Raw genomic sequence first — 19,601 nt, 5'->3', positions numbered from 1 at the left:
AATGACAGATTCGTTTATCATACATACTAAAACGCCACATTGTTTAAACTTTATGATCTACATTCAAAATATTTATCTCAATCAAAAAGGAAAAAAAGAAAATTTTCGTTTTCCTTACATAACAAAAACATTACATTTCTCCACTGACTTTAAAACAAATTTCAAAGAATTATGGCTGACTCTTCGTAAGCAAACTGCTAACGACAGATATGATTTACAAATTTTTCATGAAGAAAACCATATCTTCTATGAGAAGCTTTTTAACACCCAATTATGTAATGAAGACTCTTTTAAAGAATTAGTATGTAGTTTTCAAGTATGGTGGACTAGCATAGTAGGTCAACTTTCATTAGAACGTTCTGTAGATGAATATGGGCAACAACTTTTTAACGATTTAGTTTTATACTTAAAGCAAAACGAAATAGAACCTTTACAACAGCTACATATTAGCTTACTTTATGACGATTGTTTATTGGTTAAAGAAAACATTTCTTCCTATTCTGCTATTTTGCCGACTAAAACCTTTTTTATAAATTATAGAGATGTGGTTACTACATTATCGACCTGTTTTCATGTTGCTTAATACAGCGATTACCCAAATAAAAAACTGAGGTAGATACCTCAGTTTTTTCGTTAACTTATTTCATTGAAGATAACCCTTCAACAAACTCACCAATCTTATTTTGAAAAACAAAGTCAAAGTTATATTCTTGTCCTGTTAACTCTTCATTTACTAAAATAGTTGTTGCCCCTACTTCTCTCTTTGCGATTTCCGGGAATGAAGCGACAGGTTGTACTTTTAATGACGTTCCCATAACGAGAAGTACATCTGTTTCATATAAACGTTTCATCGCATTTTGATATTGAGGCAGTGTATCTCCGTATAAAACAACGTCTGGATTTAAAATGAAATTACACTTCTCACAGCGCGGCACTTCATGATCAATCATATACTGTAAATCATATCCCGCTTTACACTTCGGACAATGTGCTGTTTGAAGTGTTCCATGTAAATCAATGACATGTTTACTGCCACCTAATTGATGTAAACCGTCAATATTTTGCGTTAAAATCGTAATATCTTTCCCTTGTTCTTCTAGCTCAGCTAAAAAACGATGTCCACGATTTGGTTTATATTGATGGAACGTATTAATTTGAAAGATTTCTTTATAATGCTTCCAAAATTCTTTCGGACTTCGGTTATAGTACCCTCTTGATAAATACATCTCCACATTCGCATCAGCATACAATCCATTTGCTGAACGGAAATCTGGGATACCACTTTCCGTACTTGCACCAGCGCCTGTTAATACTGTAATTTTCTTCGCTTTTTCTAAAATTAAACGTACTTCTTCAAATTGTTGCACAAAAATCACCTCTATGTATTTTCCTATTCTTATTATACCAGTTGTTTACAGGAGGTGTTGTACAATTCATTTTACTTAATGCGTTGCGCCCCCAATCTCTACAATATCTACTTCAACTGTCATCGTTACTTCAATTGCCAATTCTATTCCCTTACTAATAGTAGAAAGTGACATACTCGGTTGCTCTGGATAATTACTCGCTTGTTCTGGTAAAAACGGAATATGAATGAATCCGCCTTTTATTTTCTTATCATGTTTCTCTAATTCATGCATAAGTCCATAGAATAAGTGATTACAAACGAATGTGCCTGCCGTCTGTGAAACAGATGACGGTATGCCCTCTTCGCGAAGTTTTTTTACGATTGCTTTCATCGGAAGTGTAGACCAATACGCAATCGCTCCTTCTTCTACAACCGGTACATCTACTGGCTGATTCCCTTCATTATCAGCAATTCTTGCATCATCAATATTAATTGCGACACGTTCTATCGTAATATCTGGTCTGCCCCCAGCTTGTCCGATACATATAGTAATTTCCGGCCCTAGTTCTTCTATATACTCTTTTAATACGCTTATTGATTTATGAAATACAGTTGGTATTTGTTTGCTTATTATCTTGTATTCTCCAATTGTTTTTTCATGCAAACCTTTTGCTACTTCCCAAGCTGGATTGATATTTTCTCCGCCAAACGGATCAAACCCTGTTAATAATACTGTTTTCATAGTTTTATCCTCCTAATTAAAAACGATATACAAGGCCGTACATAATAAACATATTTATGATAAAAATTGAAAGAGCAATTGGTACTTGCGCTTTAATAACCGCATTTTTATCCTTTAGCTCTAAAAGCATCGCAGGTACGATATTAAAGTTTGCTGCCATTGGCGTAAGCAGTGTTCCGCAATATCCAGCAAACATACCGAGTGCTGCCATAATTGCTGGGTTTCCGCCGTGCATTTGAACTATTAAAGGTAAGCCAATTCCGCCAGTAATAACAGCAAACGCTGCGAATGCATTTCCCATTACGACTGTAAATAGCATCATGCCTAAACAGTACGCCATAACAGCAACGAACGGATACTCTGTCGGTAACACTTGTCCGACTAAATCAGAAACGACTTGTCCAACGCCCGACTTCGCGAAAATACCGCCAAGTGCCGCTAACATTTGTGGTAAAATAACAGCCCAGCCGACAGCTTGTAATAGTCTGCTTCCTTCTTGAACAGGCGTTGTTATTTTCGATTTTGTAATACGCATCGCCGCGACAAATGCGAGTAATGCACCAAGCGCTAATGCAACTAAAGTTACTTTATCTGGATCAACAAGAGAGACATTTCCCCATTTAATTTTCCCTAACGTCAACGTACCGATAATTGTAAAAATAGGAATTAATAGTGCAGGCATAAAAATTTTATTTTTTAATTTCTCAGCATGTTTTACACGTTCTTGTACTGGAACTTCTTTTTCCTCTGATTTTGTCACTTTATTTAGCGAGGCTAAAACGACCATAGCGAGCACGATACAGCCAACGTAAAACGAAGGAATTACATTTCCAAATAAAAATGTAACTGCAAACAATGCCCAAAATAAACTAGAACCGAATCTGTTTGGATGTTCACGATCGAATGCGATACGAACAGCGATAAAAGCAACAATTATCCCTAATACATAATAGATTGTATCCATTGTGATGATGTTCATATTAGATTGCCTCCTTCTCTTCTTTTCCTTCTGCCTTCATTGTTTTCTCTATATATTTATCAAACCTTCTAAATCTAATCCAGCTTACAATAAGTGCAGATATTGCTGTCGGAATGCCCCAAAGTGCCATATCCCATACACCAACATGCATACCTACTGAATCGAAGAATCCTTTCATTAATAAAATAGCACCAGTTGCGATGAAAATATCTTCTCCGAAAAACCAAGCTGTATTTTCCGCAGCAGCTGCGTTTGCTTTAATCTTTTCTCTTAATTTTTCAGGAAGTTTACCGTATTTACCTTGCGCAGCCCCTTCTGCCATCGGTGCAACGAGCGGCCTTACTGTTTGCGCATGCCCACCAATATTAAGCCCTAGTGCTGCTGATGATTCTCTTATCGTAAAATATGACATTAATACTCTTCCAGTTGTTGCTCCTTTTGATTTCGTTATAAGTGCTTCGGCTCTTTCTTTTAAACCGTAACGCTCTAAAATTCCGATTACCGGTAAAGTTAATATAATTGGCATAGACATATATCTATTTTCTATGAAAAATTTACCGAACATGCTGATCACATCATAAAAACTTAATCCTGAAACCATACCAGTAACAATACCTGCAACCATAACTACTAAAAGTGTATTTAATCTAAATAAAAAGCCCACTGCCACTAATAATATCCCGATTAATTTCACCAATTCCAACACTTCCCCTCATTTTTTATTTCGGTGCACATATAGAAATACCATCATGTCCGAATGTTCTGTATATTCTTTCTGCAAATTGCACTGCTTTTTCCCCATCACCGTGTAAACAAATCGTTTGCGCCTGAACTGCTACTTTCTCTCCATTGATCGAATTTACATGGCCTTCTTTCACCATTTGAAGTACTTGCTTTATTGCTTCGTCTTCATCTTTTATAAGCGCATTTTCTTCTGTACGGCTCGTTAATGTACCATCTTGCTTATACGTACGATCCGCAAAAGCCTCTTGTACGAGAGTTACATTGTATTTTTCTGCAGCCTGTATAAACGCCTCGCTATTTGCTAATCCGTAAAGTAATAGACTTGGATTTATATGATAAATTGCCTTTGCGATTGCATCTGCAATTTCCGGATTAGACGCCGCCATATTATATAAGGCACCGTGCGGCTTTACATGATGCATCTTCCCGCCAGCCACTTTTACAAACCCGTCTAATGCGCCGATTTGATATAAAACATAATCGTATACTTCACTTGCTGAAACATTCATGTTTCTTCTACCAAATCCAATTAAATCAGGAAATCCAGGATGCGCCCCTATTGCTACGTTATACTCCAAAGCTTTTTCAACAGTTTGACGCATAATAGACGGATCACCCGCATGAAAACCGCAAGCAACGTTTATAGAGGAAACGAACGGAAGAATTTCATCATCATTCCCCATTTTATAAGCTCCAAAACTTTCTCCTAAATCACAGTTTAAATCGATTGTAGTCACAATGTATTCCTCCTAATTCCAGCTTCGTAAAGCGATGAATTTCTTTAATAGATTCATATTTACTTCTTGTTCTATGTACAATTGTTCCGCTTCTTCAAGCGTAATTTTCTCAAAAGAAACATAGTCCCCCGGCTTTAGCTGGGCAAGAAGAGGTAAATCTACTGAAATGATATTTCCCATTCTCGGATAGCCACCTGTCGTTTGCCTATCTGCCATTAATATAATCGGCTGTCCGCCATTAGGAACTTGAATGGTTCCAAATGTAACAGGACTCGATAAAATCTCTTTTTCTTCAATCCTATTTAAAACTTCTCCCTCAACCCTATAGCCCATACGGTCAGCATAATTAGATACCTTATACTCTTTCGTAAAAAATGCCTTTCTACTTTCTTCTGTAAATTGATCGTATTCAAAGTCAGCTATGACACGAAGCTTAGGATGTTTCTTATACTTTGGTAGTACGCTGTTGCTAATTACCCATTTCGTTTTTATTCGCTCATCTTTTTGTAAGTCTTGAATGAAACGATTCGCCATTTCTGAGTACGTACCAATTTGAAAACAATCTCCTTTTTTCAGCATTCTTCCTTCTATACCACCAATCGCAGCACGTATGTACGTACTTTTGCTTCCCATTGTACGCTCAATATGTATACCACCCGCAAAAGTCACATACGCTCTACAACCACTTTTCACTTTTCCAAAACAAAGCATACTACCTTCTTCCGCTAAAATGGGACGCCATAATGGGATACGTTCTCCATTTAACAACGGTTCCATGTCTGCTCCGCCAATCGCAAGTAAAGTCGTTTTCTTTATTAACAATTTAGGTCCCATAATCGTCATTTCGAGTCCCGCTTCATTCTCTTCATTACCAACTAACATATTGATCATCCGAAGTGCACTTTGATCCATCGCCCCGCCAACTGGCACACCGTATTGTTGATAATGAGATCGCCCTAAATCTTGGACTGTTGTAAACATTCCCGCATGCAAAACTTCTACATCCATTCTTTAACCCCCTCAAGTGATACGTACTCTTCCTTCGTTATTGGAATAAATCGTAAATACATACCACTTTGAATATATGTTGGTATTTCTTCTTCCGGATTAAATAATGAAATAGGAGTTCGGCCGATAATATTCCATCCTCCCGGTGTTTCAAGCGGATATATACCTGTTTGATTTCCCCCAATACCTACTGAACCAGGAGAGATTTGTAACCGTGGTGTTTCTTTTCTAGGTGTTTCTAATTCTTTTGATAATCCTCCTAAATACGGGAACCCTGGTGTAAAACCAAGCATATATACAAAATATGTAGTTTCACTATGTATTCGAATCACATCTTCTACTTGTAAACCGTGATAATGCGCGACCTCTTCTAAATCAGGTCCATATTCTTCCCCGTAGCACACTGGTATAGAAATATGTTTCACATCCTGTTTTACTTCTTCTTTATAAGAATCACACAGTTCCTTTATATACTGGCGAACGTAATCATATGACCTTTCACTTCTCTCATTTCTCTTCCATACTTCGTATACATTGTAGTAAACAGCTAATGAAGTAAACGATGGAACACACTCAATCATTCCTGCAAACGGATGTTGCTGCAGTGCTTGAAATAACCGCTGTACTTTCTCATATATATCCATCTTAATTTCTTCACCAAATGTAACAATAATTGCTTGATCCCCTAACGCAGAAAATTTCATCCTACTCCCTCTTTCTATGCCAAAAAGCCGAGTTCTTTCGAAATGCGATGCGCTGTTTCTTTCACCTTCGCAATAAAATATGAAATGTTACTTTCTCTGTACTCAATTGCTAATCCTGAAATACTAATGCCTGCTACAACCGTTCCATCGCTCGCGAAAATGGGTGCTGCTATCGCGGCTGTATGATTTTCTAACTCAGAATAACTAATTGTGTAGCCTTCCTTTTTTGCCATTTGCAACACTTCTAACAATTGTTCCTTATCCACGATTGTTCCATCTGCAAACTGTTTTAAATCCACTTCCTCTATGTATCTCCGTTTCTCTTCCTCAGAGAAATACGATAGTAAAATTCTTGGACATGCACCAGCATAAAGCGGTGCTCTTCTTCCAACTGCCGTATACACGCGTACTGGCTGAACACCTTCCATCTTTTCAACATAAATTGCGTCATTACCATCTTGAATTATTAAATTAACTGCCTGTCCTAAACTATCTCTAAGTTCTTTCATATAAGGAATTGCTATATTTCTTACTGATAATCGGTGTGAAACAAGTTGACCGAACCGTAAAAATACGACCCCTAAACGATATTTCCCCTTTTCGTTTTTTTGTAAAAACGCCATCTCTTCTAACGAGCCAATTAAACGATAAACAGATGTTTTCGGCATATTTGTAAGCTGAACCATCTCAGTTAAACTTAGCTCTTCATGCTCATAAAACAACTCTAAAATATCCATTGTCTTAACTGCCGTTTTATTTATACTCATTCTATCTCCCTTTCGTTCCGAAAAACGGAACTTAAATTCCGTTTTTCGAAACAAACATATAATTTAAAATTATAAAATATTCTTTCAATTCAATCAATAGATTTTAAGCAAATAAAAAAGCATGGAAGAATATCTCTCCCATACTTCACTACACTTTATAACGCTCTTACTTGTTTCAACGGCCAGAAAACAGCTTGTCCTTTTCCAACAATTTCATCTTCTGAAATAAAGCCAAACATGCGACCATCCTTAGAAACTTCACGATTATCCCCTAAAACAAATACTTGGCCTTCTGGCACTTTCGTTTTCCCTGTGATTTGTTCTAACGTAAAGTCTGGAGTTAATACACGGCCTACTGCTTTTTCTTTAAACTCTTTTAAATATGGTTCTTCCATCGCTTTTCCGTTTACATATAAAACATCATTTTGATACTCAACTGTATCGCCTGGCAAACCAATTACTCGTTTTACTAAATCGTAACCTTCTTTTCCGTGGAAGACGATAATATCAAAGCGATCTAATCCACTTATACTATAACCAATCTTATTCACGAGAACTCGTTCGTTATTTTCTAAAGTGGGCATCATCGATTCACCTTGTACTAAAGAAGGTGTAAATAAAACACCGCGAATAATAGCAATTAATACAAGGGTAAACCCTATCGTTTTAGCCCATGAGAATAATTCTTTCTTCGTATTTTCCTTCATCGTTTCTCCTCTTTCTTAAGCACTTATTTTATTATTCCAACTAATTCTTGTACTAAATTAGGATCTATTTCAGAAAAACATGATTTTCCTTCTCTTACCGCTGTACCGACGTGCGCCTGCGTAATTCCAGTTTCATCTAGCAATCGCTTTATATTTTCTTTCGTCACGCCAGCTCCAGCTACAAGCTGAATTTGACCATCGCTTACCTTTTGCATTTCTGTAAGCACCGGAATATTCTCTACTATATTTCCTTGTCCACCTGAAGTTAAAACGTGAGTCACTTTATGAAACTTCTTTAAAGTTCTCATCGCTTCTACTGGATTTTCTATATCATCTATCGCACGGTGGTACGTTACATTTATTCCATCTACAACAGATAGTAAGTCCGCTAATTTCTCTTCATCCACTTCATTTCGTTCATTTAATACGCCTAATACTACACCAGCTGCTCCTAACTTCTGTGCAACTATAATATCTTCTTTCATCATTTCAATTTCTTCTTCCGTATATGTAAAAGACTTCGCATGCGGACGAATCATAACATGAATTGGTATACTTACCGCTTCTACCGCTTTTTTTATAAAAGCATAACTCGGTGTTAAACCACCTTCTGTATAAGATGAAATTAATTCAATCCGCTTCCCGCCAGCGCTTTCAATTCGTTTTACATCTTCTAAACATGTTGCAATAACCTCTAGCATGAGATGACCTCTTTTCGTGCTTTTTTCTTATTATAACATTAGTAAAAATAAGAAGCCTAGCTTTCTCCTTTAAAACTTAAAAAAGAAGAATGAAAAGAAAGATTTTTTTATTGGCAACAATTATTGGTAACATCCTATTATTCATGTACACTCCTACCATAATGAAAAAACCCGTCATTTTGACGGACTTTTCTAATTTCAAGCTTTCCTTTCCTCAGTTTTCATATCAATGCCTAATTGATCTTCCAATAACTTTACACCTTTCTTTGTAAGATGGACAGCCCGATTCTTATCCGTTTTTGTAATCCATTCCTGTTCAAAAAATAGTTTTGCTATTGCAGATCCTAACCAACCGGCAATATGGTAGCGTCGTTCACTCCAATCAAGGCAAGGTTTTGCAAATACCCTCCTTTTTGTATCTGCCTCATCAACATTTATTCCAAAATTCAGAAACCATTGCTTACCTTGTTCCGTTACAATGTATTCTCCATCCTCTAAAATTATAAATTGCCTATCTAGTAATTTTTCAGTTATCTCTACACCGAGTTTGCCTGCAAGATGATCATAACAAGTTCGAGCATAACGAATTTGTTTTAGTTGACCTGATTGTTTTAAAGAACGAACTTGAACTGTTGGTGCGATTGTCCCTAACTTTTCAAGCACTTCTGCAACTTCTTGATTAGCAAGTCGATAGTAACGATGTCTACCATGTTGTTCAACTGTAAGTAAATTCCCTTCTACTAATTTAGAAAGATGCGAACTAATTGTTGGATGTGACACTTTTGCCATATAAGCCAATTCACTAGCAGGTAGTGCCTGATTATTCATTAGACAATCTAATATGATTGCTCTTGTAGGTTCAGCAATTAGTTTAGCTATATATGAGATATTCGGATATACATTCATATTTCGATGATACCCTAACTATTAAATTGATACAATTATTTTAAGTTTAATAGTAAAGGAGAATGTATTATGAATGCAATTGATCTTAGTATATTAAATTTGAAAGAAACGAGAAGGCGCTCAGAAAAATTATGGAATTCTCTTCCTAATAATTTCCTTAATTGGAAGCCTGATCCTGAGGCTATGTCTTTTGGTGAGATGATTCGTCATGTATGGAGTTCAACTTTTTACTACCATATGATTATAAAAAACAACGGTTCAATAAACGACATACGTATCCCGTATGATGACGAGCCGATTACTTGTGTAAAAAAAGAAATTGAATTGGCACAATCATACTTTACTGACTTCATAGAATATGTTCAATCAATAAGCATAGCCGATCTAGATTCAAGACTTATTGATAGAAGCGATGTTGGCTATCAACGATATTTAGGCGATATGCTATTACGAATTGCCTATCATGATGCGGTCCATGCAGGTCAATTTTTACAATATTTACGAATGGTAAACTTAGAAAGACCATTAATTTGGGATTAAATACGAAAAATGTTTATACAGCCTCCAAACTGGCATTACAATAAGAATTTTTCAACAAGAAACAATCACAAAACCATGATAATCATTTATATTAAAAACCTACATCTCAACTAAGTACTTCATACACATAAAAAGCACGGGTTTGATTACTAATCAAACCCGTGCTTTCAAAACAACTATAATATCCATAAACAATAAAATGTAAAATTTAAAAACTACGACCGAAACGCCGCATCCGCCAGCATAGACAATGTTGCATCATCCATCGGTGGATTATGCAGTCCTGCTCTGACGTTTAAATAGTAACGATGGAGCGGATTTTTTTCTGATAAACTTTTTGCTCCTACGATGCGCATCGATTTATCCACTATAGATATCGCCGCATTTGTTACAGCATATTTCACGGCTGCTAATTCTGCTTGCAGTGATAGTTTATCTTCTGCCTCATCGTACTTTTTCGCAATTTGATATAAAAAGACGCGAGCTTGCATAAGCTCGAGTTCTAATTCTCCAACTAATCTTCTAACATTCGGCAATAAACTAATAGAATGGTTTAAACTGTTTGGCTTGTATGATTCCGCAAATTGAACTGCATAATTTCTTGCTGATTGTGCAATTCCTAAATAACATGCTGGTATATGTAGCAACCAGCCAACACCCTTTTGCTTTACTTTCCCGCCTTTTATATCTGTAAAAAAGCGACTTTCTATCTCTACATTTTGTAAGACAAGGTCGTGGCTAGCAGTCCCTCGCATTGCAACGCTATCCCACGTTTCTTCAATAGATACACCGGGTGTATTTCTTGGAATAACAAACTCACCAACTTCTTCTTGGCCTTCCATACTTGCTGAAATAATAAAATAATCAAGTACTGGTGCCATCGTTGTAAAAGTTTTTCTTCCATTTATAACCCACTTCTCGCCTTGTTGAACCGCTATTGTTTCTGGTTTGCCGCCACGCGTCGGACTCCCTGTTTTCGGTTCTGTCGCTGCCCTGTTAAAGAGCGCACCATTACGTACTTCTTCGCAAAACCATTTGAACATCTCATCATTCCAAGAGCGATTTTCCGCTAGCTCTTTCACAATGCCAAGATGCCAGCCAATCGATAATGCAGTAGCTCCGCAGCCTTCCGCGATTTTCTCTTGAAATAAAACAAAGTCATATAAAGAAATTGCACTACCACCAAATTCCTTCGGTAACGTTAATTTCGTATATCCGATATCTTTCAAATCATTTATATTTTCATACGGAAATGATCCCAATTCACTTAGCTGATGCTCCCTTTCCATGAACTTCGGAATCAATTTATTTATTTGTGCAATAATGAAAGATTGTTCTTCTGTTTCAACAAATGAGAGTGCCATACTATAATCTCCTTTATGTTCGATTCATCAACCGCTCACTTTTTCATTATGATTATATGAAGCTACCTCTCTATTGTTTCACTATTCCGATAAAAATACAATGTTTTTGACTAATAAGAAAAGTTCCTATTTAAGGATAGGTTCTTTTCTTATGTTAATCTCCTTTCAATGCCTTTAATGGCAAAGAGGTTACATATCCAATATACGAGAATAATTCTTTAAAGAAGAATGGAATTTCTGTGTCTAACGTTTTATATGCTGATGTCGGCGTTGGTGAAGCATACGCTTCAATATTAATATGTTTTGCAATTCTCATTGCGCGTTTCATATGAAGTGGATCACTTACAATCGTGTATGTGCGTATTCCGTTCTCTATTCCAACTTGCTTCGCATTTTTTAAATTTTCTTCAGTGAAAAGGGATTTAGTTTCAATTAAAATATCTTCCTCTTTTACACCTTGTTTCATTGCATATACTCTTGCAGTACGTGCTTCCTCAAGTTCTGCCTCGAACTTTGTACCACCTGTAAAAATAATCTTTTTGATATTTCCATTCTTATATAAAGAAATCGCATGATTAATTCTTTCTTTAAATACAGGAGATGGTTTTCCGTTCCACGAAGCTGCTCCTAGTACGATACCAGCATCCGTTTTCACGTCATCATTTGCTTTAAAACGATAACTCCAAATATCGTAAGCTGCATAACTTACATATAAAATAGCAGAACAAATCATTAGTAAAAATACTTGAAAGATTCGTCTTTTCTTACTCGTCTTATTTTCTTTCATTTGTAATTGCCTCCGTACATCATCCATACTTCTATAAAAAACATTTATATCAAATCGTTTTGTTTGAGTTTATTTAAAAGAAGGAACTTTACTTGTTATTTATGTATAAAAGGGTTTTCATTTAAAATTGAGGATTATCAATTCATTTTCATTTGCGGTTTTCATTACATTTTTTAAATTCATAAGTTTATTACTATACAACTACATTGTAACGAATTTTTTCTCAGAAGGGAACGATGAAACAAAAGGAATTAAAATAAAGTAGCATTTTGTAAGAAAAAAGGTATATTTTTCATGTCTCACGAACAATATACCTTTCAAAACACGAATTATAACTTTTCTTTATATAACTCTAATTTTTCTAACAATTGTTCTTTTACGCCTGGCCATTCACTCGAGATAATACTGTACACCACCGCATCTCTCACATAACCATTCGGTAATTTTCTTTCATTTCTAAGCACACCTTCTTTTACTGCGCCTAATCTTTCAACTGCTCGTTGTGCTTTTTCATTTCTTGCATCCGTCTTAATTTGCACTCTCAGCATATGCAATTTTTCAAAAGCATACTGGAGAAGCATATACTTACACTCTGTATTTATACTCGTACGTTGTACACTCGGATGATACCACGTTTGCCCTAACTCAACTGTCTTATCTTCTACTGAAATATTATATAAACGTGTACTTCCTACAATCTTATTCGACTGTTGATCTACGACTATGAAAGGTATTTGAGTACCTCTTCCGTAACCCTTTATCGCTTTTTGAACGTATTGTTGCATATCTTGCACACTATCCATTTTAGAGATTAAATACGCCCAAATATCCCGATTTCCTTCTACAATCGAAAACAAAGTTTCGACATCAGTATTATCCATTAACCGCAACTTTGCTCTTTCGTGAATAATTTCCATTTTTAAGCCCCCTTTGTTGTTACTATATCATAAGAATAAAAACGTATTATAATAATATAAAAATATAGAGAGAAGAATTCTTTTCAAATATATTCTTCTCGTATAAGGAAGGTAGGAAGACTCATCAGTAACCCTTAAAAAAGAATTTTTTGGTAATTCCCAATAAATTCTATATAATGATAAACGGGAGGGGATAAAAAATGCTAGATCAAATTACTTGGGGAACGCCAGGCAGCTTATTATGCTTAGGGTTCTTTTTTGCGGGACTAGGAATCTTCTTAAGAAGCGTTACGTCATATACGAAAAATAAATAAGAATATCCTGCTTTTAAACAAAAGAAGCCCTCTTTTTACAGACGGCTTCTTTTTTATAACTTTATCTTATTAAAACTTTAAAGCAATAAATAAGCAATCGGCGTAATAATAAGTAACGTTAAAATCGTTCTCTGCACATATAAAATAATAAGTTCAGATACTTTTAACGGAATATCTGTTGATAATATACAAGGAATGGAAGCGGAGAAAAACAAAATAGATGATACGGAAACAACTGCAATAACAAACTTTGTCACAATTGGTGCACTTACTACTAATAATGACGGTAAAAACATTTCTGCAATACCAACTGATGCGGCTTTAGCGGCTAAGTCTGCTTCCGGTAATTGTAATAGCCATGTAAATGGATAGAAAATATAACTGATCCAATCAAATATTGGCGTAAACTTCGCTAAGACGATACCAATTAATCCTACTGACATAATGGATGGTAAAATTCCCATCGTCATAATAAATCCGTCTTTTAAATTCACTGCAATATTTTTCATAATGCTCGGTGCTGAATTTGATACTTCTAATGCACCTTCCCAAGCACGTTCTAACATTTTCTCTTTATAAACAGGCTCTGGGAACCCTTCTTCTGTTACATATGTATCTGGTTTTCTACTGAGGGGCGGGATTCTTACGGTGATAGCAGTCACGATGAATGTTACAACAAGCGTAGTCCAAAAATAAACATTCCATAAATGCATAATATCTAATGTTTTTGCGATGATGATCATAAATGTAGCGGATACTGTAGAAAATCCTGTAGCGATAATCGCCGCTTCTTTTGTCGTATACTTTCCTTCTTTATACACCCGATTCGTAATAAGGAGAGCAAGCGAATAACTTCCAACGAAGGACGCAACTGCATCGATTGCCGATCTCCCCGGCGTATTCCATAATGGCCTCATAATCGGACGACAAAATGTACCGATAAATTCAAGCAATCCATATCCGACTAATAACGCTAAAAACGCCGAGCCAATTGGAACGAGCAAACTTACTGATATGACTAGCTTCTCATACAAAAACGGTCCAACATCTGGCGCAAAGAACCAAGCTGGTCCTACTTTTAAACAATATAATATGCCAAATACAACGCCAACTACTTTTAAAATAGAAAAACAAATGTCTACGATAGATGCATTCCATTTCTTCGTATAAAATGGATAAATCGCACCAATTGCCATAACAAATAATGCATAATAAGGTACTACGCCTGGAACCGAAGCCCTAATCCACGATACGATATGATCAATCATAATAGACGATGCACCGTTTATCGTAACAGGGACGAAAAACATAAACACTCCAACGAGACTAGCGAGTATAAAACGGAGAATACCCCCCTTCTCACTCCTAGTCTTAATTACATTCCTTTTTAATTCAATTTCACTCAAAATTCGACACCTCCCATTATCTAAATATTCTGTATATTAATGTTAGATTCCTTCTTTCAGTTTCTAATATTTAATCATATAAAAAAAGCCTATTTTAAAATAGGCTTTTTCTACTACCTCTCATAATCATCCACAATTACTTGAATAACACGATGCGATTCTTCTGCCACTATTTTATTACTAGTCTTATTCGCATCATATGTAATTAACGCTTTCCAAAGTGCCCATCCTCTTGCTCTATTCCACGTTTCTTCATCTATGCGCAATACTTCTTTAAATACGTTTCTGCTATTCTTATCAAAAAAAGTCCATGCCATCGCTGCATCACAAGCCGGATCCCCTACTCCTAAAATACCAAAATCAATTACGGCACAAAGCTTTCCGTCCTTAACGAGTAAGTTTCCAGGTGCAACATCCCCATGAACCCAAACTGGCTTACGGTCCCATGTTGAACTAAGTGCTACATTCCAAAGGTGCTTTAATAATGCCTCGTCAAAAACATCCTTATTATTTTCAATAGCAACTCTCGCCTCTTCATCATATACAGATATAAGCCCGCCTCGGTAAAAATTATGCGCTCCAGCTATTGGGCCATTACTCGCATCAATAGCCTGCAATTCCACTAAAAATGATCCTAAGTCCGCCGCAAATTCATTTAGGTCACGGACATTTTGTTTCGTAATAGTATCTCCTTCTATCCACTTATTAATAGACCAAGGCCATGGATACTCTTCAGATGGATTTCCTTTCGCAATTGGTGCAGAAATCGGTAAAGAAAGCTCCTTACTTAATATAGGTAGCCACTTATTTTCTTTCTCTACTTGCGGCGCATATGCCGCGTCACTTGGCAATCTTACACTCATCTCATCCCCTAGATGAAACGTTCTATTATCATGCCCACTAAACTTTACAGGCTTCACTTCTAAATGTGCCCATTTAGGAAATTGTTCCCCTATCAATCTTTTAACTAAATCAGTATGAATTTGATTCATTCACTTGCCCCTTCTCTTTTGAAATTTACTAAGTCCATCTGTACTCCCAACATACTCAAAACCACTTCTTTTATAAAAATCATTCAGCGTACGATTATGTCCAACGCAATCTAACTTCAAATACTCTTTATCACATTGTACATTCTCGTCTATCCACTGTAAAACCCTCTCTCCTATTCCATTCCCCTTATATTTTCGTTTCACCGCAAATCTATGAATATATAATGAATTAGAAACTTCCTCTTTACCAAAAATGTATTCATCCCATTCATTTTGTTTAGGAGAAACTGTAATCGTACCAACTATTTCATCTTCTTTCATAACAACATGCGTATATTTCTCTCTTATACATTCTAGTATTTCAGCCGTAGCTTCCTCTCCTAAAAGATACTGCCACTGATCCACTTCTTTATATTGTAGCCATTGTGCTACTTCTTTTAATAAAATGATAATACTATCACTTTCATTTTCAGTAGCAATTCGAATTGCATATTCTTTACTTATATTGCTCTCCATATTGCCTTTCCCCTTTCAAATTGCTACCATACTGACAAACGAGTCCTTCCATCATTTTCATCTGTAATATATTCTACATAAAATCCTTGATTCCGTGCGTTTTCATACATCAATTCAATCGCTTTTTGATCTTTCGCATAAATTTGTATGCATTGAGCATCCACTGCTAATACGATTAGCTCACACTTACTTTCCTTAAACTCTTCATATGTTTCAATATCTATCGTTTTTTCTCCTTTAGGATATGCTTTTAAATCTGCAAAAATAAGATAATATATGTTGTCTTTAACTAACTTTTTCAATGCTAACCCTTCCACTACACTTGGTTCTTCTGGAAATAATGCCTCATCCAATTCACCACGTGCTATTAAGTAGGACTCCTCATCCCTCACTCGCCAATCAAATTCAGTAATATCAATTGGGTTTAACACTTTCCAAAGTACATTGCTGTATTCATTTGGAATATCTACAAAAATCCCTCTTTTCATATGCTTGCTCCTAACTTATTCATTTTCATACATTATATATGAAATGTAATTACTATATTTTGTCGATACATATGTACATCATAAAAAACCGCTCCACTATTAGTGAAACGGTTTCCTTTTTCTTACATTTAAATATTTCATTCAATTGTTGCACTGCCTTTTAAAATAATTTCTAATATATGCACCACATTAGCCGTTCATTCTTAATGCTCACTTCGACTTTACAAAATAATATAAAAACCATACTGCATGATTTTGTTCATCCGCAGCTATTCTCCGTAACAACTCTTTCAAATGTACATCGGATGTCTCATCTGAAATTTCCAAATAAAAATCTACTGTTTTTTGTTCATCTTGTATAGCGAACTCTAATCCTTGTAAATACGTATTTGGGCAGTCTTCAGTAATTTGTGGTTTCGGCTGCCTGCCAGTTAAGTTCGTATAAATTTGTACAAAGTTGTGGAAATGCTTTATTTCATCATTACGAATTTCAAGAATTTGTTTTTGTTCTACTTGATTTGGAGCCATATTCGCTAATTTTGCATAGCAGCTTATGGCGCTATACTCTCCATTTATAGCTTTTTCAATATCACTAATCAACTTATCATTTTGCCTATAACAATCATAATAATTTGAATTATACATCGTATCCCCCCATACTTTCGCTTACCATTTTATGCATTTAGAAATAGTAGGAGCCTGTGTATTTAACGGGACGGCTTTAGAATGAAAGAAAAGTTTGAGAAAAGGGTCTATTTTGCAAAGGAATTGCTTATGCATAAAATAATACTATTGTATACTGTTGCTATAAACTCTCGCGGGAGTTAGGAAAATAAATTCGCGAATCAACGATTGGTTCAACATGATGCGGTGCGAAGCTATTATGAGTTAAGTGACATAATTAGGAGGTTCCACTATGCCATCTTTATTTAAAACTATGGAGTTCCAGCTAAAAACCGAACGACTTGACCTGAGTATGTGGGAGGAATCCGATTCAGTTTGGATGAGGAAATTAATTGGCGAACGTGGTGTGGACATGCCGACCCTCGACTCCGTTCGTAACCGGCTTATTGAGATGCGTAAGAAGGCAGATGAAAATGGCATTTCCCTTCTCACTATTCGAAGAAGAGACGAAGGCGATTTCATCGGATACTGCGGCTTGATTATCGGTCGTTCCACACTTGAAGAGCCGGAGATTGCATACGAGTTGTTCCGCAGCGCTCATGGTAAAGGTTATGCGACTGAGGCGGCATCTGTTGTACTGGACGCGGCGATTGCTACTGGGCGCCAAAGACTTTGGTCGACTGTAGGTGCTTGGAATATCGCTTCCCTCCGGGTACTAGAAAAGATAGGATTTAAGCGTCATCACAGTACGTGGGATGACGAACGTGGTGAGATTGTCTGGAATGTACGTGACCTTTAGAAATCCCGACTTAATTCTAAACATAACACTTTTCAACAATTAGGTGTTTACATTGAGGAAAAGCCAGAAAAATTAACAAACTTTATTATCAGCAAATATTCATTCTTCAGCTTATAGATTTCATCAAAAAAAGCCGTTTCACTAATTAGTGAAACGGCTTTTTTTTAAGCGTTCAATTCTGTTTTATACCCTTTTACTGCACTACGTTTGAATGCAGTTGCTAATATAGTAACCATACTTACTATACCAATCCAAACGAGTACAGTAACAGGTGTATTCCAGCTTAATCCTTTTCCGAAGAAGAAGATTTCTCTTAAGCCTTCAATCATAAATTTCATTGGTAACCATGAGTAAACCCAGTCTTGATAAAACGGAGACAACATCTCAGGTGCTAACGATAGTAACGGCGCCCCGAAGAATAGTAATAAAGCGAATAAACCGATTCCTTTTAGCCCAACCAATGAAAGTACCGCAGATATCATTAAGAAGAAACTAAAAGAAGTAATGGATAAGAATAGAGCTGTATCCGTGAAGTTCGAAATATTTAACCCTACCATCCCATCCGCAATCCATGTAAGACCAAATCCAATTACAAGTGTCGCAATAGCTCCTGTTACGATTTGGTTTACTTTTAACAGAAAGTTTTCTTTTCTTGAGCTTACTGGCATTTTACTAATCGCAATAAAAATAATCGCTGCACTAGCTAAACTTGCAATCCATAACGGCTGGAACAATGATATTGGTGAGTTACCGTTCGCACTATTTTTGCCGACCTCATTCATATTTTTCACGTTCTTTACAATAGGTGTTACTAATTTCGCAGCTTGATCTGTTGTTAATGTACCTCCTTTTTCCTTATATCCTTCTAATACTTGCGCGCGAACAGTATTGTTCATATTATCAACAATCGCCTGTAATATTTGTCCTGCCATAGTTGATGCAGCCGTATTCATTCCTTGATTAATATATATTTCTATCTCAGGTGAAGATGGCTGTGGTGTTCGTAACGACGCTTGTTTTGCGCTAAATTCTTTCGGGATGACTAATGCCGCGTAATACTCTTTATTGTTTAATCCCTTTTGAACGGCTTCTTTATTTTTTACTTCTACCCACTTCACTGCGGGTTCTTCCTCTGATTTCGCTGTTTTTTTCATGTTATCAACGATCGTTTGCCCCATATTCATTTTCGGTTGATTTGGAATTTCTACACCTTGATCCTCATTTACAATTGCAATTGGCAAGTTTTTCGGCTTTGGTTGAACAGTTGGAAATAACGTTAATGAAAAAATAAAAACAACAAGTAGTGCAATAACTGGTGATAACAATAAAAGTTTATTTTTAAACATTTTCTTTTCTCCTCCCTTAATTTGATCTATAATAACCAACAACGTGTTGTTTATTTATATTTTGAATTATATGTTCGAGTTGAACCTTATACAATAATCAAAAATCGTGAATGTGTTGGTTATAAGACACATTTTCTAAATGTGTTGAGTAAAATTAAGGAGGGA

General features: G+C 36.0%; 23 protein-coding genes. 3 read left to right on the top strand and 20 right to left on the bottom strand.

What is annotated here, in order from left to right:
- The first annotated feature begins 1 nt into the window (after position 1).
- Entirely contained in the window at positions 2–583 is a 582-nt protein-coding gene (locus B9A45_RS14175) for a hypothetical protein (RefSeq protein ID WP_016110254.1), read from the top strand.
- A gap of 55 nt (positions 584–638) precedes the next feature.
- On the opposite strand, the gene B9A45_RS14170 is transcribed toward B9A45_RS14175, so the two are convergent.
- The 11 genes from B9A45_RS14170 to B9A45_RS14120 all read right to left on the bottom strand — a co-directional run bounded on the left by B9A45_RS14170 (position 639) and on the right by B9A45_RS14120 (position 9,343).
- Positions 639–1,367, bottom strand: coding sequence for an NAD-dependent protein deacylase (locus B9A45_RS14170; RefSeq protein ID WP_001183779.1), 729 nt, complete (start codon positions 1,365–1,367; stop codon positions 639–641).
- Between the two features lie 75 nt (positions 1,368–1,442).
- Entirely contained in the window at positions 1,443–2,090 is a 648-nt protein-coding gene (pcp, locus tag B9A45_RS14165) for a pyroglutamyl-peptidase I (RefSeq protein ID WP_016110255.1), read from the bottom strand.
- A 16-nt stretch (positions 2,091–2,106) separates the two neighbouring features.
- Complete coding sequence (locus B9A45_RS14160; protein ID WP_001021658.1) at positions 2,107–3,069, bottom strand: DUF979 domain-containing protein; 963 nt, start codon at positions 3,067–3,069, stop codon at positions 2,107–2,109.
- Position 3,070: 1 nt separating this feature from the next.
- Positions 3,071–3,766, bottom strand: a complete 696-nt coding sequence (locus B9A45_RS14155; RefSeq protein WP_000239809.1) for a DUF969 domain-containing protein — start codon at positions 3,764–3,766, stop codon at positions 3,071–3,073.
- 22 nt (positions 3,767–3,788) lie between these two features.
- Positions 3,789–4,550, bottom strand: coding sequence for a 5-oxoprolinase subunit PxpA (gene pxpA / locus B9A45_RS14150; RefSeq protein WP_016110256.1), 762 nt, complete (start codon positions 4,548–4,550; stop codon positions 3,789–3,791).
- A 12-nt stretch (positions 4,551–4,562) separates the two neighbouring features.
- Positions 4,563–5,558 (bottom strand): 5-oxoprolinase subunit C family protein, encoded by a 996-nt coding sequence (locus B9A45_RS14145; RefSeq protein ID WP_016110257.1) that lies wholly within the window; start codon positions 5,556–5,558, stop codon positions 4,563–4,565.
- Positions 5,549–6,262, bottom strand: coding sequence for a 5-oxoprolinase subunit PxpB (gene pxpB, locus B9A45_RS14140; protein ID WP_000672265.1), 714 nt, complete (start codon positions 6,260–6,262; stop codon positions 5,549–5,551). The genes B9A45_RS14145 and pxpB overlap by 10 nt, the downstream gene beginning before the upstream one ends.
- Positions 6,263–6,276: 14 nt before the next feature.
- The gene (locus B9A45_RS14135; protein ID WP_016110258.1) at positions 6,277–7,029 is read right to left on the bottom strand and encodes an IclR family transcriptional regulator; all 753 of its coding nucleotides are present in this window, start codon (positions 7,027–7,029) and stop codon (positions 6,277–6,279) included.
- A 155-nt stretch (positions 7,030–7,184) separates the two neighbouring features.
- The gene (gene lepB / locus B9A45_RS14130; RefSeq protein WP_016110259.1) at positions 7,185–7,736 is read right to left on the bottom strand and encodes a signal peptidase I; all 552 of its coding nucleotides are present in this window, start codon (positions 7,734–7,736) and stop codon (positions 7,185–7,187) included.
- Between the two features lie 23 nt (positions 7,737–7,759).
- Complete coding sequence (locus B9A45_RS14125; RefSeq protein WP_016110260.1) at positions 7,760–8,437, bottom strand: copper homeostasis protein CutC; 678 nt, start codon at positions 8,435–8,437, stop codon at positions 7,760–7,762.
- A 198-nt stretch (positions 8,438–8,635) separates the two neighbouring features.
- Positions 8,636–9,343, bottom strand: a complete 708-nt coding sequence (locus B9A45_RS14120) for an ArsR/SmtB family transcription factor (RefSeq protein WP_016110261.1) — start codon at positions 9,341–9,343, stop codon at positions 8,636–8,638.
- 69 nt (positions 9,344–9,412) lie between these two features.
- On the opposite strand from B9A45_RS14120, the gene B9A45_RS14115 reads away from it, so the two are divergent.
- The gene (locus B9A45_RS14115; RefSeq protein ID WP_000991282.1) at positions 9,413–9,883 is read left to right on the top strand and encodes a DinB family protein; all 471 of its coding nucleotides are present in this window, start codon (positions 9,413–9,415) and stop codon (positions 9,881–9,883) included.
- A 215-nt stretch (positions 9,884–10,098) separates the two neighbouring features.
- Here the strand turns inward: B9A45_RS14115 and B9A45_RS14110 are convergent, their stop codons facing one another.
- From B9A45_RS14110 to B9A45_RS14075, 8 genes are all read right to left on the bottom strand, one after another.
- Positions 10,099–11,247 (bottom strand): acyl-CoA dehydrogenase family protein, encoded by a 1,149-nt coding sequence (locus B9A45_RS14110; protein WP_001218345.1) that lies wholly within the window; start codon positions 11,245–11,247, stop codon positions 10,099–10,101.
- Positions 11,248–11,401: 154 nt separating this feature from the next.
- Positions 11,402–12,034 (bottom strand): YdcF family protein, encoded by a 633-nt coding sequence (locus tag B9A45_RS14105; protein ID WP_084064162.1) that lies wholly within the window; start codon positions 12,032–12,034, stop codon positions 11,402–11,404.
- 329 nt (positions 12,035–12,363) lie between these two features.
- A complete protein-coding gene (locus tag B9A45_RS14100) occupies positions 12,364–12,951 on the bottom strand; it encodes a GNAT family N-acetyltransferase (protein ID WP_016110262.1) in 588 nt (195 codons plus the stop codon).
- 391 nt (positions 12,952–13,342) lie between these two features.
- Complete coding sequence (locus tag B9A45_RS14095; RefSeq protein WP_084064161.1) at positions 13,343–14,671, bottom strand: YjiH family protein; 1,329 nt, start codon at positions 14,669–14,671, stop codon at positions 13,343–13,345.
- 113 nt (positions 14,672–14,784) lie between these two features.
- Positions 14,785–15,663 (bottom strand): aminoglycoside phosphotransferase family protein, encoded by an 879-nt coding sequence (locus B9A45_RS14090; protein WP_084064160.1) that lies wholly within the window; start codon positions 15,661–15,663, stop codon positions 14,785–14,787.
- Entirely contained in the window at positions 15,664–16,179 is a 516-nt protein-coding gene (locus B9A45_RS14085) for a GNAT family N-acetyltransferase (protein WP_084064159.1), read from the bottom strand.
- 23 nt (positions 16,180–16,202) lie between these two features.
- Entirely contained in the window at positions 16,203–16,667 is a 465-nt protein-coding gene (locus B9A45_RS14080) for a DUF2691 family protein (RefSeq protein WP_000820157.1), read from the bottom strand.
- Between the two features lie 210 nt (positions 16,668–16,877).
- A complete protein-coding gene (locus B9A45_RS14075) occupies positions 16,878–17,312 on the bottom strand; it encodes a ferritin-like domain-containing protein (protein WP_000282817.1) in 435 nt (144 codons plus the stop codon).
- Between the two features lie 271 nt (positions 17,313–17,583).
- On the opposite strand from B9A45_RS14075, the gene B9A45_RS14070 reads away from it, so the two are divergent.
- Positions 17,584–18,090, top strand: a complete 507-nt coding sequence (locus tag B9A45_RS14070; RefSeq protein ID WP_001139531.1) for a GNAT family N-acetyltransferase — start codon at positions 17,584–17,586, stop codon at positions 18,088–18,090.
- Between the two features lie 164 nt (positions 18,091–18,254).
- Here the strand turns inward: B9A45_RS14070 and B9A45_RS14065 are convergent, their stop codons facing one another.
- Positions 18,255–19,436 (bottom strand): YhgE/Pip domain-containing protein, encoded by a 1,182-nt coding sequence (locus B9A45_RS14065; RefSeq protein ID WP_000475859.1) that lies wholly within the window; start codon positions 19,434–19,436, stop codon positions 18,255–18,257.
- Positions 19,437–19,601 lie beyond the last annotated feature (165 nt).

The sequence above is a fragment of the Bacillus sp. JKS001846 genome (assembly GCF_900176455.1).
GTDB lineage: Bacteria > Bacillota > Bacilli > Bacillales > Bacillaceae_G > Bacillus_A > Bacillus_A cereus.
Note: the sequence above shows the minus strand (reverse complement) of the source record. Positions and strands in the feature narration are given on the sequence as shown.